Origin of the sequence: Tateyamaria sp., assembly GCF_039945315.1 — a bacterium.
In the GTDB taxonomy this organism is placed as follows: Bacteria; Pseudomonadota; Alphaproteobacteria; order Rhodobacterales; family Rhodobacteraceae; genus Tateyamaria.
Genome location: NZ_JBDUXB010000042.1, coordinates 1 through 15576, shown reverse-complemented (window position 1 = coordinate 15576; position 15576 = coordinate 1). Strand labels below are relative to the sequence as shown.

Genomic DNA, 15576 nt, shown 5'->3' with positions numbered 1-15576 from the left:
ACGAAGAGAGCGAGCGATGCTTCGCTTTCGGCGCATGCGAAGTTTGCAGAAATTCGCCTCCGTTCACTCCTCCGTCTACAACCACTTCAATCAGGAACGCCACCTCTACTCACGACAAAACTTCAAGCTGAACCGAAGCGCTGCTCTCATCGAGTGGCGGCAACTTTGTTCCGGATAAGTTCACTCTGTTAGCGGCAAACTGAGACTAGTTCGAATCCGTCTGACAGCGCCACATGAAGCGATCACGACGCTTCTGTCCGAAGGTAAAGTCAAATCAGCAAAGAATGTCCTGAAACGGCAAATCACACGTGGTGAGCGTTCTTATTCAGATTTGGTTGGAGTTGGGCAAGAATAGAACACGCAACTTCAACGTTTCAAGGTCAATGCAGCGCGCGAGGCAGGAATTGGCGAAGTCGCGAAGCGAGTTTATAGGAGAAATGCGGGTTTTGCATCGAACCAGAGTATTGCCTTCAATTGAACAACATGGCCTGAGTATTTGTTTATGTCACTTGTTTGCCGATGGAGGAGTGGACAGACGGTCTGTTTGATTCAAGGCCACTGTCGTCGCGGGTGTGTAACTTGTGTGCAATCCAAGGTGAAGGTCCGCAAAGCGCATGAAAGCGGCCTTCTGCTCAAACAAAGCGAATTCACACTTCGTCCGCAACTCGGCCATTGGTCGACGATGCGGCGAACGGCAGTTAAGTCCGCATAGCGGTCGTTGGTGCGTTGCGCCGCGAATGGCGGCAAAGAGCCCAAAGGCGACATCACAATAGCTCATCCGAAACGCCCAGTTCCCTGGTGTCTCACTAGGGCTTTCTGGCGGTGAAAATGTGGGCTGATGTCGGTAAAATAACCTCTCCTGAAGGAACAATATATTTCGAAAGCGTCGCATCCGAAGCAGCCAAAACCTTGTTGATCTTTGCTTCACTTAGATTGATGCCAAAAAGTGGCAGCCAGCTGCGTAGATCAGCCTCAAGCATCTTCCGTGAACTCGGAAAGCGTGCTGTTTCGCATATCGTCTCTAACTCAACATTCGTAAAGCCACCCGCCTCCAGTTCTGCGGTAACGATCGTCTCATCACCCAGGCTATAGGGCAGACTTAAAGCGTTGGCCGCCGCTGTTCCAACTTCCTTTTGGAATACAGATATAACCCTTTCATAGCCCGGACTGCGCTCCACGCGATCCCATACGGCTATCGCCAACTTTCCACCTGGTTTCAGTACCCGGAGCATTTCGCGGATCGCTTTCGGGCGGTCTGAGAAAAACATCATCCCGAACTGGCACACGACGCAATCAAACGCTGCGTCTTTCGCCTTGAGGTTTTCTGCGCTGCACTGGATCCAGTCAATTGCTGGCTCCACCTCCCTTGCCGCTGCGAGCATTCCGGGTGCCGGATCAACACCGACCACACGGCCAGAAGGTGCGACCTCAGCCAAGGCGTCGCGAGCAAGGACGCCCGTACCACAGGCAATGTCCATAACCTGAGATCCTTGCTGAACCTCGGCACCTTTTATGAGATGCTTGGTCCATGTAGCGAACACTGACGGGACGGACATACTTTCATATCCGCGGCCAGCATCGAGAAGGTCTCGGAACACACTTTCGCTCATCAGTAACCTCTAAGATTTAGGATACCATGGTTTGCGTCGCAGACAAATCGACCGCTCCGCCCGTAAGTCGATCAGAGCCTCATTTTTTCGCCAGCGTCTGCTCTGTGCCAAAGCGGCCGTCGAGACTGCGCCATTTATACGTCCAGAGCCTGGGGTTTCATTTTACCCAAGCATTCCCTCTTATTCTCAGGGGTGGTCTTCTGCATCTGTTACATCAATGCTAAGTGCATCCAATCCATTCTCAAGGTGCTCAGCCAAACTTGGAATGCCAGAAAGATAACGTTCTGTCGATGCAGTCGCCTCTCTTTTGGCCTCGTCCTTTGCTTTCTCAAGTTCTTCAGCTTCAAAGCTGCCGCGCCCCACCCACATAACTGCTACAAGGTTCGATTTTTCGTCATCATTGAACCCGGAAATGTAATCTGACAGCCTAGTGCTGTCAGGCCCATATTGGCGCGTCAGCATTATGACACGAACAATTTTTCCAATGCCGATTTCAAGCATATTTTAACATCCTTCTGATGAGCATATTCTGGGGGAGTGACCTCCTCGCGCAACTAAAAAAGAATTTGGGGCCACAGGCCACCACAAGGCTACCACAACTTTGGTGAATGGCAGAAAAGTCCGTTAGGCGGCCAGTGCTGGTCGTTGGGCGAATTGCCGTGTGCTACCTTGCTCCGATGCGTTTACGGGTGGGCCCGCTTGACAGAAAGTGTCTATGGACGGAATATTTTACATAATTTGCACATGTCTTTTCTGACGGATATTTTCTAGCACAGGAGTGTTCTTCATGCCCGCGATGCCCGCCGCTAAGGCGAAAAAACTGCAGCAGATGCTTAATCAGGTGGCCAAGCCGAAACCTCCGCTGGATGTGGACGGCATTGTCGGGAAAAAAACCGAGGCAGCGATCAAACTGCTTCAGGGTATGGGCGGGGTCAAGCAGACAGGTGTGATCGATGCCCAAACCGCAGCCCTGATTTCCCGCGCGATGAAAACGGGAAAGGTAGAAAAGGAACAGCCGCAAAAATTCTATCCGGCGGGCGGCGCGACAGTCGGTGTGACAGAGCGGCAATACAATAATGAAAAGAAAAAGTTGATCCGGGGCCTAAAATCGGGCCCGCTGGCGCAGATGCGGTCAGTCGTGGTTGCGACTGAATCCGAATGGGAGCATATGAATGACCTAAACAAAGATCAGTGGTTCGTCAGTTTTTGTATCGAAACAACGCGCCGGGTCGACCTGCCGCCCAAATCCATGATCAAAAACGCACGCAAGCAATACGAGGCCTGTGCGGCTGCCGTGAATTCCGGCGATTTGCAAAAGTTCCACAAGATCGCCCCCCGGGCTGAGAAAATCATCAACGACGCCGGCGCCAAGATGGGCGCCTATCGTGCCGCCATGATCGATGGGGGTGGCAATTGGGTCACAACGCTGACCTTCACCAAAACAGCGTCATTTACCTTTGTCGGTGTGTTTGCCGCCCCGGTTGCGGGTGCTGCACTTGGAACGGGGGTTGTTGCTTCGGCGGTGGTCGGCGGTGCTGCCGTTTCAGCCACACAAAGTGCGGCAAGCGAGATTGGCAATTGGTCCGCTGGCAAAGCCAATTGGACACCGGGCGGCGCGATCAAGCGCACGCTTATCGACGCGGGCGTTGGCGGTGTTCTGGGTGTTTTTGCCAAGGGGGGGTCCGGTGGGAAACACGTGCTCGAGGCCATGACCACCAAAGTCATGCCGCAACTCGCTAAGCAGACCGGTTTCAAATTGCTTTCCAGCACCACTATCAAGAAGGCCACGTTGTACCTTGTGACAGAAGGTGGAAAGAAAACGCTCGAAGGTGCGGTCAAAGACACTGCCAAGGCCATTAAAGGAGATCCAAAGCTCACCATGGACTAATTCATGGGTAACCTCGCCAATAACTTCATAAGTGGTGCGGCATTGGGCCCGGTGGGTAAAGTCATCGAAAAGTTTGCCAAAAACGCGTCAGGATCACTGGCGCCTGCAGACAAAAAACGCATTTGGGATCTGGTTCTGAAAGAGCTGTCCAGGCAGGCCAAAGGGAAAACCATCCACATCGGCAGCATCAACAACCGGGCGCAGGCGCTGATAGAAAAAACCATCAATGATCAGATCGCCAAACAGCTCGATAACGTACTTGATGTTGTTTACGATAACTGGAAAGGTCCCATGTCTCCTCAAGCGCTGCAAAAGAAAGTTTCAGAGACCGTAACGTCCGGCGGGCGCGATAAGAAAATCGCGGCCGAAGCAGCAAAAGCCGCCAAGAATGCAGTGAAAGAGGCAGCCTGAGACTCGCCATTTTGCCCCTATTGCGGCAATCTCCGCGCCAACCTTGGCAGAATGCGGTTGGAAGTCCGTTATCAAATTGACCGGCCGTCTAAGCCGACCTGTTGAACTGACGCGAGGCTTGCTTGGCACCGGGATCAAGCTGTCGGGTCCCGCACAAGGCTGACAACAGCAGTCAACGCCGTCGACCCTTTGCATAGGATGCTCCGACCATTTGACAACATAATGTCGACGCGGCTGAGCGATCATTGGTGGGCTACACGGCGAGCGGCGGCTTCGCCCGCAAAGCGATCATGGGTGGATGCTGCAGCGAACGTCTGCTCCGAGCCCAAACTTGGCCGATGCTGCATCGTGCTCAGATGACTGTTGTTGGCAGGGAAGCGGACGTCCATGCCGGACAGAGTAGGACCAAGCTAAAAGGGCGCCGGATGCAGGCCCAACATGTATTCGTGTGCAAACGCTATGGTCACGCACCCATCAGTACACGGGCTGCCCGTATTAGAACCTTCGGATCAAGGTCGGTGCGTGCTACGGGCGGCGGTGGACTGACACGGCCGGTCAGCTCCGCCACGGCGGTGCGCGCCGAGCGTATCGAGTATTCTACCGTAAAAACGCAATCGCGTGGCTGTTCACAGAATTGGCCGATCACTGCAAAGTTCCGTGCGCCGTTGGGGCGTATATCGGGGCGGTCGCCCGGCTGCCGCGGCATGAATTGGCTGGTAATGTAAGGCATTCGGCATGGCAGAACCCGCGCGTCTTTGAACCATACCGCCTGCGCCTTGGCGAGTTTCAGATGCCCGCAAAGCTCTGTTATGATCTCGTTGCCCGTCGCCTCCCACATTGGTTTCTTGACGAAGTCGCCTGGCCTGTCACCACTCAAACCGTAACCCCAGAAGGTATAGGTGCCGTTTTTCTGGCCCCGGAAATGCGGCTGGTGGAACAGTACGACAGACAGCGTCCAACCTGAACCAGCAAACGTGACAAGTCCTCCGGTGCCTGTCCGGTTGTTCGTGAAATCCTCCATTAATTCGAAAAAGTCGGGGCCATCCATTGTTACTGTGAACGAATGCCATGCGGTCTTGTGCGTGTCGCCGCAGAACACCTCTGGGCGACCAAATCCTTCGTTTTGTGCCGCCAGCTTGCGCCAAAGTGTCCAGGCGCCCCCTTCTTTGTCATACAGGTCCGGTGGGCGGTCGTTCGAGCCTTGGGTGGTTCCGTCCGTCATCGATCCCAAAGTGAGGTAAACACGGTCACCTTCACCGACCTGCACATCGCTTTCATCGGCCAAAGCGATGGAGGTGACACGGCGGTCCTTCCGCGTGCCATCAATTTTGACATCGGTAACCTGTGTGCCTATGGCGATTCTAACGTCCCGATCCCGCAGCCATTTGACGACAGGGGCGATCACGGAATCATACTGGTTATACCGCGTGCGCAGGATGCCCGCGATACGCGTGAAACCGGGGAAGAGATGGATGAAACGACGGAGGTAACGCCGCATTTCGATCAATGCATGCCACGGCTGGAATGAAAACATGGTGGCCCACATCAGCCAAAAATTGCTCTCGAAGAAGGAAGGCTTGAACCAATCTTCGATGCTCTGCCTGGCGAGGTTTCCTTCGGACTTGAGTATCAGACGGTTGATATCGACAATATCATGCGCAGTCAGTGTGAGGTCATAGCGGTTATAGTCCGGTCGGCCGTCCCGAACGAGGCGACAGTTGGACGATCCGGGCACCATGCGATTGAAGGCCATGATATCCTCCGTGACACTGACGCCCGGATCATTCGCCGATGGGATCGTATCCAGAAGATCAAAGGTGCAGGCAAAGTGTTCCTCGAACATGCGGCCGCCGCGGATCATGTATCCGGACCCGGCGTCGCCCGACCCGTCCAGCGATCCACCAACAACCCCAAGCTGCTCATAGATGTGGATATTCTCGCCTCCGACCCCCGCGTCGCGGATCAGGTACACCGCCGTTGCCAGTCCGGCGATGCCACCCCCGACGATGTGGTGTTGCGCACGAGTCGTTGTTTCTGGCATTGGCTATATCCCTTTCGATCTGGAGCCTGCCTAAGTTAGCTCTGTGCGAAGGGCATCGCGTTGACACTGGTCAATCCGGCGTCGGAATTCCGACTGTTAGGTTGAAGGACTTATGCGCTTCGAGCCAATTGCAGCTTCCTGAAGACCAGATCGTCGCCGGGGGGGTGTTGGTTAAATGGCAGGATGGGTCGAAAGCAGAACTTGAATAAGATCAATCAAGCGTCCGCTTCGTCCCGCAGAGCAGTCGCTTAGCCAAATTCTGCGAATGTCCGCTATGAGCCCAAAGCGGAAGTTCTCCATCTCTGAACCTCGCAGGCGCAGCAAACTAATCGCCAGATCCATAAGCCGCACCGCAGAAGGAAAAGCGGTCGTTCATGGTGGGCGCAGCGAAGTCTGAAAGGTCTATGACCGAGTTGCGGACTTTGCCGTCATTCGTTTTTCGCGCCTCGCTAACGCAGCATCGTCGAGACTCGTGAATGACGCAGTGATCAAATAGGCGAAGTTCCAAGCATCGAAACATAGGGTCAATGCGGCCTTCGAGCCGGTAAAATTGACTGAGATGTTCACAAACAGCGACTGCGACACTGGCAGGCACCAGATTAGTCGAGACATCGTGGCGCCCGGCTTCGTCATCAAACCCATACTTGTCATTGGCTACCAACACGTGAAAGATCAGCGCAGTTCCTGACTGATCCAACCGTTCAACCGCATTTTGTCGAATAAGAAGACCTGATCATGATAAACCGACGTCAATTCACAAAAGCTGCCGCTTCAAGTGCCATCGCAGCTTCCATCCCTACTTTGAGCCATGCTGCACCTCCGAAAGGCATCGATTTTCTCATGAACTACGACGGGATTGGCCTCGCGGGGCTGGTACGCTCGGGTCAGGTGTCGCCAAAAGAATTGATAGAAGCATCGATCAGGGCCATTGAGTCTTTAGATGGTAAAATCAATGCCATCCCAGTTCATGACTTCGAACGCGCACTTGACCGTGCCAGCTCGATCAGACTTCAAGGCCCATTCGTCGGTGTCCCTTTTGCCATTAAGGACACAGCCAGGGTCGCTGGATTACCGAATGCCAAAGGAAACAAGTTCTTCGCCAAAAAGGTGCCGACTCAATCTGATGGCCTTGTTAGGCTCTATGAAGCAGCGGGACTGATCTCTCTGGGCATAACAAACACGCCGGAGATGAGCCTGATCAGCTCCGCCGAAGGAGGGGTCTATGGGGACACCAAGAACCCCTGGAATTTGGACTACTCCACCGGAGGGTCAAGCGGCGGCGCCGCGGCAGCTGTCGCCGCGGGCTATATGCCGTTGGCTCACGGGACGGATGGCGCTGGATCGATACGCATTCCGGCGTCGCACTGCGGTGTTTTCGGATTGAAGCCGGGCCGGGACCGAGTGTTGCAGGCCCATAGCACTCCGCGCTTTGCCTTCGATCATGTGCTGTCGCGCACGGTTCGCGATAGTGCTCTCAGTCTTGCGATTACGCAGAACCAATCGCCTGACATTGCATTGCAACGGATGGGGTTTGTCCAACGGCCCGGCAAACGCCGCCTGAAAATCGGACTCCAATTGGACGGCTACACCTCGGCCACTCAACCAGAGGTCAAGAACGCAATTGAGGATACGGCACGCCTTTGCCAAATTTTGGGCCATGAGGTGGTCGAGACTAAGCAGATCATCGACCGGGACGAGTACGAGAAGAACTATATTGCGCTGTATGCGGGGGGAATTTTGAACGCGCGAAAGGCGATCGAAGCTGCTACCGGCCAGCCCATAGCGGAAAGCGGTCTGATGAACGACTTCACCATCAAGTTCGGGAATCAGGCGGAAGGGCAAACTACAGATGATATCAATGCTGCGGAGGCGTATCTCGTTGGCTTGGAGCAAAGGTTTAACACGTGGATGACACCCTTCGACTTGGTCTTGTCACCGGTCATGTATGCGCCAGCTCCGCGGCTCGGTTTGCTGTTCAACGAAGATGAGGAATTCTCTGTGGTAAGCCGACGCGTGTTCGACTACTTGGGCTTCACTTCACCCATGAACGTGTTCGGACTGCCAGCGATGTCGGTACCGCTCCATACGAGTGCCACAGGCCTGCCAATTGGAAGCCATTTTGCGGCGAAATATGGCCAAGAGCCCATGCTGCTCGAACTCGCCTACGAACTCGAAGCTGCGCGTCCCTGGAAGGACAAATGGGCGTCAAATTCAATCGCCATGCTGTGAAGGCGGGCGCTAATCCCGCCCTTGGCGACTGTTCGGATGTATCATCTCACGGCAGTGGACGGGAACCGGCTAGTCCGATCGGGCAAGCCGGTCTCATACATTTGACAGAAGTCGACCGCAAACAATTCAACTGTCGTGGCTATGCCTTCGCGGCTTGGTTAGTTCGCAAGACGAGCGAACGACCGCTCTTCGCCCATCACGTCGAATGATGCGCCCGACACCAAGGTCCGAGAAGGGCTCAGTGCGGTCATTCCGGACCCTGTAGTCCAACGACCGCTCCGAACAGCCGAATGCCCGAGCATCGGGTCACCCCGCTGAAAGCGTTAAACTTCCTATGTTTAGGGAATGGCTGCTTACGGAGCGCGGTCCAAGCTTACCCCGCTGCACCGCCGCAAGTCCGCTCTGAGCCCAGTGCGGACGCTCAACTATCGCGCAGCGCAAGTCTGCTGCGAGCCCAAACTACGGACCTGTCGCAACGCGACGAAGGTCTGGTTTCGGGAACATGGAGTGTGGGATTGTGGTTCTATTTGCCTTCGGGGCAAAGTGGCCAGCTCACTCCAGGAGATCAAGTTCCTCAACAATTGCGTCAAGCGTATCGGCCCGTTGTTTAACGGCGACAGCGTTCTTTCCTACATATGCTATAGCAAGCAGCCGCAACATTGACACGACAGTCGCATGGGTATTCAGCATACCATAACTCGCAACGTGGCATGGCAGGACAGTTTCAGAGAAGCGCTCTGCTTGGGCCTGATAACGATGGTCAGTGATTGTTATGATCCGAAGTCGCGATGTTCGCGCATAGGCCAAAAGAGAGCGCAAAAGCTTTGGACGCGTCTCTAACGTGACGAGGACAAGTGCATCACGCGGGCCCATCATTGCCAAGTCGCTGGCCCAATCCTGACCCGCACCATCAATATAATGAACATCATGGCGCAGTCGCGAGAAGAGGGTTTTCCCAATGCGTGCGACACCATCTTCAGCACCAAATCCCAAGAACCATACACGTGGCGCGGTTGAGAGGATTTCGGCAACCTCTGGCAGACGGTCCGAGCGCAGCTCTTCGAAGGTTCGGGTCAAATTGCGCAGCTCCAAATCAAGATGGTCGACGATTGATCGACCCAGAATGACTTGGTCTGGTGCTTGCTCTTTTTGGGAATAAGGCTGGGTTCGGTCGCGTTCTTCCCGGGCCTGCAGGCGAACTTCTTCAAAATCGACATATCCCAAACTGCGGAAAAATCGGGCAGTGGTCGCTTTGGACACGCCCGCCATATTCGCAAGCTCTGTCGCGGTGTGGGTTTCTATAAGGCCCTGATTCTCCACCAATACATTGGCAATCTTCTGCTCACTGCTTGTCAGGCGTGCATGCTTTTCGTGTATCCGAAGGATGAGTCGTGAAGCCATGAAAGTGGAATATCCCGTGTCGCATACAGATTCAACTTGACCTATGAAACGAAAGTTTCACTACTATGAAACAGTGAAACGCAAGGGAATCGCAATGTCTACTTCAAAGGTCGTCCGAGAGCGGATTTGGACAAAACTGCATGGTGTTGCAAAGCCGGATACGCGGTTTCATCTGAATTTTGCCGAAGTGATCCCGGACTTTGAAGGATCAGAAAAGGCCACCGACCTCTTGGTTGCCGAAGACGCCTATACTGACTCTACGTTCGCGTTTATCACACCAGATAACTGCCTGGCTGATTTGCGTCGCCGAATGATCGAAGATGGCAAACCCTTCGTCATGTCAACGTATGGCATCTACCGCGGTTTTGTTTTGCTCGAACCAGAAAATGTTCCGGAAGGTGCCGCACTGTACGCGTCCTGGCTGGACGGGATGGAGCACTTCGGCGCACCGATTACATTGGAAGAGATCGCGAAGCGTGGGCGCTTTGATCTGATGGTGACCGGTGCCTCCGCTGTTTCAAAGAATGGCGTTCGATTTGGCAAAGGTCATGGTTTTTTTGATCTGGAATGGGGCATGTTTACAGACCTTGGCTTGGTCGATGAGACAACACCGGTGCTGGCGGTTGTCCATGATGTGCAGCTCGTCGAAGATCAACTTCAGCCATCCGAGACGGACATTCTGGTCGACAAAATTGCGACCCCGTCAGAGCTGTACACGGTTGAACGCCGCGCCAAACGCCCGAGCGGCGTGAAATGGCCGCTGCTAGACCCCAAACAAATTGCTGAAACACCGCCGCTGCAAGAACTGCAACGCATCCAAGGCTTAGCCTGAACCCATCCAACAGGAGACAAATGACATGACCTTAAGATTAAACCGCCGCCACTTTTTAGGCACAGCTGGTGCCGCTGCCGCCGCATCTTCCCTACCAATGCGGGCGATGGCTGCAACGCCAATGACCATGCAAGCGGCATGGATCAACGACGCCGAATTTGCGGGTTACTTTCTAGCGATGGACAAGGGTTATTACACGGACGAAGGGCTGGACCATACGTATCTGTCTGGCGGACCCGACGTGATCCCCGAGAGCACCATCATCGCTGGCCGGGCTGATCTGGCACTGACGACTCCTGATACCACGATCAAGGCGATTGTTGATCAGGGCGCGCCGTTCAAGATCATCGGCGCACAGTACCAAAAGAACCCCATCGGAATCGTGTCGCTGGTTGGCAGCGGCATCAATTCGCCCGCCGATCTGGTCGGCAAAACTCTTGCCGTGCCGCCTGTTAATGTGATTTCTGTCGAGGCCATGCTTAAGCTGAACAACATTGACCCGGCTGACGTTAACATCGTGCCATACGCTTACGATCCAACACCGCTGATCAAGGGTGAAATAGACGCAAGCCTCGATTTCACAACGAACGTGCCTTACACAATTAGCCTGCAAGGGGTCGAGGCCACGTCATTCCTGCTCTATGATTTCGGCTACACGACCTACAATGACACCGTTGTGGTGACCGAAGAGGTTCTGAATACCAAACGCGCCGAGTTGGTGGCGTGGTTGCGTGCCAGCCGCAAGGGATGGATCGAGAACAATGTTGATACCACAGTTTGGCCCCCAAAATGGGCAGATACCCATTTCGCAGGCACCGGCCGCACCATCGACAACGAAATCTTCTTCAATGAAGCGCAAAAACCATTGATGGAAAACCCAGCGGGCATATTTGCGATGACCGAAGAAGGCATCGCCGCAAACCTCAGCGCATTGGCCGAAGTCGGCATCAATGGATCGCGCGATATGTTCGACACAACTTTGCTAGAAGAAATCTGATGCCGACCCCGGACGGGATTTCCCTTTCCGGGGTCTATAAGACCTTTGAAGGACGTGGAAAGACGGTTGAGGCGCTGCGGGATGTAGCACTTAAATGTCCATCTGCGTCCTTTACTGCTGTGATTGGTCCCTCGGGTTGCGGCAAATCCACTGCTCTGCGCATCGCTTTGGGACTTGAGACGGCTGATGCCGGCGAGGTTTTGATTAACGGTGAAGACCCAACCGTTGCAGCAAAATCTGGCAAGACAGGTGTAGCATTTCAAGATTCTGCATTGCTGCCATGGCGCAGCGTGCGTCGCAATGTTGAGGTGCCGCTTGAGGTCATTGGCCTAAGCCGGAAATCGCATGCCGTCCAAGTGCAGGCTATGATTGAACTTGTTGGCTTGAAGGGGTTCGAGAACTCACTCCCCGGAGAGTTATCAGGTGGTATGCGTCAGCGTGTTGCAATCGCCCGCGCGCTGGTCACCGAACCCACCGTCTTGTTCATGGACGAACCGTTTGGCGCCTTGGATCAAATACTGCGACGTCAGATGAACGTCGAATTACAACGTGTCTGGCAGAGGACAGGCTCAACGGCATTGCTTGTCACGCACGGAATTGACGAAGCTATTTTTCTTGCCGACCGCGTTGCCGTGATGCACGCGAACCCCGGTCGGATCGTCGAAATTATCGATGTGCCTTTCGCGCGCCCTCGTCATCCAGACTTATTCTCAGATCCCGCGTTCCATGCTTTGACAGATCGTGTCGCTTCGGTGCTGCATGGCTAGGGTGCCAACAGGCCTGCGCAATTTTGCGATCTTACTTCTAATCTGGGAAATTGCGGGCCGCATGGATCTGGTCGCCAGTGGTGCGCTGCCAGGGTTTTCAGAAATCTTGATCCGGCTATGGGAAGATCGCGCAGATTATCCGCGCCATATCTGGGCGACACTCTATGCCTCGGGCGTCGGTTTTCTCATTGGCAATGCAATTGCGTTGATAGCCGGTGTGGCTTTCGCGATGTCGCCGACATTGTTGCGCCTCTTTCGCGGCGTGAATATCGCTGTCTTTGCACTGCCGCCCATCGCGATTGCTCCGATCCTTGTGCTGACCTTATCGGACATGGCACCTCGCATCGTCCTCGCAGCTTTGGCCGTCTATTTTGTAACCATGACAGCGACTGTCATCGGGATAAGCCAGTCGGACAATAGGGCAAGTGACCTCGTGAAAGCGTATGGTGGTAGCCGTTGGCGTATTCTTTGGCTGGTTCAATTGCGCAGCGCCTTGCCCACCATCACTACGGGTTTCCAGATTGCTGCTCCTAACGCCGTGTTGGGAGCAATTTTGGCTGAGTTTGGCGGCGGCGGCCGCTGGGGGCTTGGAACCTACCTACTCGGATCGCTTGGTCGAGGGGAACCAGACAGGCTTTGGGGCATTGGCCTGATCGCGACCGCTATTGCAGGATTGGGTTACTTGTTCTTTGCATTAATTTCTCGGCGCTTACTTGGGGCTACGCGCGCTGTCACTTTGAATACCGCCACTCCGCTTGGCGATGCAGTCTCTGCATCACCGTTTAAGCGTGTGCTGATGCTCATGGGCATTGTCTCACTGCCATTCCTTTTGTGGTGGGCCTTCATAGTGTTAACCGGCGTACCTGCGATGATCGCGAAAACACCTTTTGGGGTGATAGATTATTTGTTTTTCGCAAAGACTGCCCCTGTTGCACAAGAAAAGCTCTTGCAGGCATTGTCAGAAACACTCCCCATCACTTTTGCGGGCATGGCGGCCGGCATTGGCTTTGCTTTTCTGTTGGCAATCTCGACACGGCTGTTCCCAAACGCCATTCGCGCCTTCATGCCTGTGGCCCTTGTCACGCAAACCATGCCTCTGGTGGCTCTAACCCCGCTCTTGGTGCTTATATTCGGACGCGGCACGTCCTTGACGCTTTGGGTGACGATCTCTGTGACGTTCTTTCCTGCTTTCGTCACATTGGCGCAAGGGATCGCATTGGTTCCGCGCAGCGCACAAGATTTACCGCGCGCCTATGGCGCATCTGCTTGGCAAGAAATGCGGATAGTTACGATCCCTGCATCTCTACCATATCTGTTTGCAGCGACGCGTCTTACTGTCCCAAGGGCGTTGCTGGGTGTGATGATTGCTGAGTGGTTAGCAACCGGTCGTGGCCTGGGGAATTTGCTGAATCAATCGCGAGGCTACCTCGACTTTGGTATGATCTGGACTGTTGCATTTGTCTCAGTCCTCTTATCAGTCGTCTTGTACCAGCTTGTTGTGGCGATCGAACGAAAAGTGTTGCGAAGCTTAGGCATGCAAACCGCAGAGTGAAGTTATTGAGCCGCCGCCTTGGTCGAAGGAACGCCGCTTTTTACTTCACTCACAATTGCGGAAACAACGTACGTACATTTGGATTGATCAGAAGAAACTCTTTCAAGAAGCGGCCATTGGCTGCACCTGCAGCGAAAGCCCGCTTCGTCCGCTAAGCAGACCTCGGCGCGAGTTGCGACGAACGGCGGCTTCGAATCCTTGTTTACCGATTGCTGTGCGATGCACAAACGTCCGCCATCTCCGAAACTTCCAATAAATTTGCCAGTATGGATTGAGCGTGACCAAAAACCTAGTCGGTGCCTCGGCGCCACTATTTAATCAATCCGGGTTCGGCTTTCGACCGCTCGATCGCCTCAAGTGTCAGAATGTCGCTCGCAGGCAACTGAGATATCTTCACGCGTTTTTCTTCCGGGATTAGCCCACGCATTTGTAGATCAATAAACCGCAAACAACAGACGCGCAGAAACGACGTGAAGTTTCCCACGTCGTGACCAGCATCAAGACTTTCGTTGTAGAGCCGATGCAGTAGCTGAGGGACGGTCAAATCATCCCGTTGCCCGATTGTTTCGAGCGTGCGCCAGAACATCTCTTCCAGCCGCACGCTTGTAACCATCCCATCCATGCGGAAGGATCGGGTGTGAGACGTCCAAAGCGCCGGGTCTGCATCTATGAACAATTGACACATCTGAACGTCTCCTTCTCTCAGATCAGCGACCGACGCGTTCCTTCACGTCCGCCGCAAAGCCTTCATAAGTGCGTAGAGCGGTCACATCGACTTGCACATGCTGTCCCATCTTCTGCATGATAGGCAAGTCAAGTAAGATTTGGTCCAGTACTTCCACGCTCTCAACATTCACGATAACGATCACGCGACGCTCGCCAACCGCTTTCCAAAGGTCTACTACGAGGCCAGCCTCTTTTGCCCCTAATGCGGCGCCAGCCTCTTCTGCCCAGATTGCGAACAGATCATTTTGCGTCATTTCCGCCGAATACTCGACATGGAAATCTAGATGGAACAACATGGATGTCTTCCCCTCAGTCGTTTGTGCGGCCAGGATTGAAGGCCAGCTTAGGTTAATGATAATGCCGCCTGCGATAGCGCCGCCTTTGATGAAGTTCCGACGTGACGGATTGAGATGATCATTTTGGTTGCGAGTATTCATGCGAAGCGCCCACCCTTTTCGATGACCTCGATTTGGTAGCCGTCAGGGTCTTTGATGAAGAAGAACTTCGCCACGCGCTGTCCGTCTGGGCGGAAATCTACGATGTCGCCGGGTTCGGAATTGGCCTTTGTGGCCGTAGCATGCGCCGCTTCGAGATCGCCCACGACGACCGCAAGATGGCCATAGCCGTCTCCCAGATCATATGGCGTTTTGCGACCCTTGTTGATGGTAAGCTCAAGCTCAAAGCTGGACGTCGGCAGGGCCATGTAGATGAGCGTGAAGCTCTCAAAGTCCAGCCGGTCGACGACCTCTAATCCGAACGTGTCTCGATAGAATCGCACCGACACCTCTTCGTCCAGAACTCTGATCATACTGTGAACGAGTTTTGTCATGATTTCCCTCCCTGCAATATGCCTATCAGCGATCAGGGAGAGGGTGGTATTATGCCGCTACTACATAGGAATTTTCTAAGAATTTGCTCTACGCATTCAAAATAGGCGCAATGCCCTGACTGGCCATCGATGGTTCTGTCAGAGGAAACCGGGTTGAGGCGGGCAGGGCGGATTTGTAGCGTTCAGGCATGACCAAACCTGATCCATTTCGCTACTTTAAAACGAACCGTGAGATAATCCGCCTGGCAGTGATGCTGTACGTGCGGTTTCCATTATCGCTCCGCAATGTGGAA

Annotated in this window: 14 protein-coding genes and 2 pseudogenes; 9 read left to right on the top strand and 7 right to left on the bottom strand. The window is 54.1% G+C overall.

The features are described from left to right. Positions 1 to 178, top strand: a pseudogene (locus ABJD00_RS13460) (IS6 family transposase); the annotation flags it as partial. A gap of 628 nt (positions 179 to 806) precedes the next feature. On the opposite strand, the gene ABJD00_RS13455 reads toward ABJD00_RS13460, so the two are convergent. Both ABJD00_RS13455 and ABJD00_RS13450 read right to left on the bottom strand, forming a co-directional pair. Next, a complete protein-coding gene (locus tag ABJD00_RS13455; RefSeq protein ID WP_413848845.1) occupies positions 807 to 1610 on the bottom strand; it encodes a class I SAM-dependent methyltransferase in 804 nt (267 codons plus the stop codon). Between the two features lie 186 nt (positions 1611 to 1796). Then, positions 1797 to 2111: a DUF3775 domain-containing protein gene (locus ABJD00_RS13450; RefSeq protein WP_413848843.1), complete on the bottom strand. Its 315-nt coding sequence runs from the start codon at positions 2109 to 2111 to the stop codon at positions 1797 to 1799. 286 nt (positions 2112 to 2397) lie between these two features. On the opposite strand from ABJD00_RS13450, the gene ABJD00_RS13445 reads away from it, so the two are divergent. Then, a complete protein-coding gene (locus ABJD00_RS13445; RefSeq protein WP_413848841.1) occupies positions 2398 to 3498 on the top strand; it encodes a peptidoglycan-binding domain-containing protein in 1101 nt (366 codons plus the stop codon). A 3-nt stretch (positions 3499 to 3501) separates the two neighbouring features. Beyond that, a complete protein-coding gene (locus tag ABJD00_RS13440) occupies positions 3502 to 3909 on the top strand; it encodes a hypothetical protein (RefSeq protein ID WP_413848839.1) in 408 nt (135 codons plus the stop codon). A gap of 463 nt (positions 3910 to 4372) precedes the next feature. Here the strand turns inward: ABJD00_RS13440 and ABJD00_RS13435 are convergent, their stop codons facing one another. Continuing rightward, the gene (locus ABJD00_RS13435) at positions 4373 to 5950 is read right to left on the bottom strand and encodes an oleate hydratase (RefSeq protein ID WP_413848837.1); all 1578 of its coding nucleotides are present in this window, start codon (positions 5948 to 5950) and stop codon (positions 4373 to 4375) included. Positions 5951 to 6838: 888 nt separating this feature from the next. On the opposite strand from ABJD00_RS13435, the gene ABJD00_RS13430 reads away from it, so the two are divergent. Then, the gene (locus ABJD00_RS13430) at positions 6839 to 8179 is read left to right on the top strand and encodes an amidase family protein (RefSeq protein WP_413848835.1); all 1341 of its coding nucleotides are present in this window, start codon (positions 6839 to 6841) and stop codon (positions 8177 to 8179) included. Between the two features lie 552 nt (positions 8180 to 8731). Here the strand turns inward: ABJD00_RS13430 and ABJD00_RS13425 are convergent. Continuing rightward, positions 8732 to 9580 (bottom strand): MurR/RpiR family transcriptional regulator, encoded by an 849-nt coding sequence (locus ABJD00_RS13425; RefSeq protein ID WP_093975729.1) that lies wholly within the window; start codon positions 9578 to 9580, stop codon positions 8732 to 8734. Positions 9581 to 9767: 187 nt separating this feature from the next. Between ABJD00_RS13425 and ABJD00_RS13420 the strand changes: the two genes are divergently transcribed. From ABJD00_RS13420 to ABJD00_RS13405, 4 genes are read left to right on the top strand one after another with little or no spacing between them, the layout of a single operon-like run. After that, entirely contained in the window at positions 9768 to 10412 is a 645-nt protein-coding gene (locus tag ABJD00_RS13420) for a 5-formyltetrahydrofolate cyclo-ligase (protein WP_413848847.1), read from the top strand. A 25-nt stretch (positions 10413 to 10437) separates the two neighbouring features. Next, complete coding sequence (locus ABJD00_RS13415; RefSeq protein ID WP_413848832.1) at positions 10438 to 11409, top strand: ABC transporter substrate-binding protein; 972 nt, start codon at positions 10438 to 10440, stop codon at positions 11407 to 11409. Beyond that, positions 11409 to 12176, top strand: a complete 768-nt coding sequence (locus tag ABJD00_RS13410; protein ID WP_413848830.1) for an ABC transporter ATP-binding protein — start codon at positions 11409 to 11411, stop codon at positions 12174 to 12176. The genes ABJD00_RS13415 and ABJD00_RS13410 overlap by 1 nt, the downstream gene beginning before the upstream one ends. Further along, positions 12169 to 13728: an ABC transporter permease gene (locus ABJD00_RS13405; protein ID WP_413848828.1), complete on the top strand. Its 1560-nt coding sequence runs from the start codon at positions 12169 to 12171 to the stop codon at positions 13726 to 13728. The genes ABJD00_RS13410 and ABJD00_RS13405 overlap by 8 nt, the downstream gene beginning before the upstream one ends. A 310-nt stretch (positions 13729 to 14038) precedes the next feature. On the opposite strand, the gene ABJD00_RS13400 is transcribed toward ABJD00_RS13405, so the two are convergent. From ABJD00_RS13400 to ABJD00_RS13390, 3 genes are read right to left on the bottom strand one after another with little or no spacing between them, the layout of a single operon-like run. Then, entirely contained in the window at positions 14039 to 14413 is a 375-nt protein-coding gene (locus ABJD00_RS13400) for a ribbon-helix-helix domain-containing protein (protein WP_413848826.1), read from the bottom strand. Positions 14414 to 14435: 22 nt separating this feature from the next. Continuing rightward, positions 14436 to 14891, bottom strand: coding sequence for a muconolactone Delta-isomerase (locus tag ABJD00_RS13395; RefSeq protein WP_413848824.1), 456 nt, complete (start codon positions 14889 to 14891; stop codon positions 14436 to 14438). Next, positions 14888 to 15283: a VOC family protein gene (locus ABJD00_RS13390; protein WP_413848822.1), complete on the bottom strand. Its 396-nt coding sequence runs from the start codon at positions 15281 to 15283 to the stop codon at positions 14888 to 14890. Before ABJD00_RS13390 ends, ABJD00_RS13395 begins: the two co-directional genes overlap by 4 nt. A 188-nt stretch (positions 15284 to 15471) precedes the next feature. Between ABJD00_RS13390 and ABJD00_RS13385 the strand changes: the two are divergent. Continuing rightward, positions 15472 to 15576: pseudogene (locus ABJD00_RS13385) on the top strand (IS6 family transposase); the annotation flags it as partial.

Excerpts from the sequence above, each read along its gene's own strand:
- ABJD00_RS13455 (WP_413848845.1), bottom strand. The coding sequence starts at position 1,610 with ATGAGCGAAAGTGTGTTCCGAGACCTTCTCGATGCTGGCCGCGGATAT.
- ABJD00_RS13450 (WP_413848843.1), bottom strand. The coding sequence starts at position 2,111 with ATGCTTGAAATCGGCATTGGAAAAATTGTTCGTGTCATAATGCTGACG.
- ABJD00_RS13445 (WP_413848841.1), top strand. The coding sequence starts at position 2,398 with ATGCCCGCGATGCCCGCCGCTAAGGCGAAAAAACTGCAGCAGATGCTT.
- ABJD00_RS13440 (WP_413848839.1), top strand. The coding sequence starts at position 3,502 with ATGGGTAACCTCGCCAATAACTTCATAAGTGGTGCGGCATTGGGCCCG.
- ABJD00_RS13435 (WP_413848837.1), bottom strand. The coding sequence starts at position 5,950 with ATGCCAGAAACAACGACTCGTGCGCAACACCACATCGTCGGGGGTGGC.
- ABJD00_RS13425 (WP_093975729.1), bottom strand. The coding sequence starts at position 9,580 with ATGGCTTCACGACTCATCCTTCGGATACACGAAAAGCATGCACGCCTG.
- ABJD00_RS13415 (WP_413848832.1), top strand. The coding sequence starts at position 10,438 with ATGACCTTAAGATTAAACCGCCGCCACTTTTTAGGCACAGCTGGTGCC.
- ABJD00_RS13410 (WP_413848830.1), top strand. The coding sequence starts at position 11,409 with ATGCCGACCCCGGACGGGATTTCCCTTTCCGGGGTCTATAAGACCTTT.
- ABJD00_RS13405 (WP_413848828.1), top strand. The coding sequence starts at position 12,169 with ATGGCTAGGGTGCCAACAGGCCTGCGCAATTTTGCGATCTTACTTCTA.
- ABJD00_RS13400 (WP_413848826.1), bottom strand. The coding sequence starts at position 14,413 with ATGTGTCAATTGTTCATAGATGCAGACCCGGCGCTTTGGACGTCTCAC.
- ABJD00_RS13395 (WP_413848824.1), bottom strand. The coding sequence starts at position 14,891 with ATGAATACTCGCAACCAAAATGATCATCTCAATCCGTCACGTCGGAAC.
- ABJD00_RS13390 (WP_413848822.1), bottom strand. The coding sequence starts at position 15,283 with ATGACAAAACTCGTTCACAGTATGATCAGAGTTCTGGACGAAGAGGTG.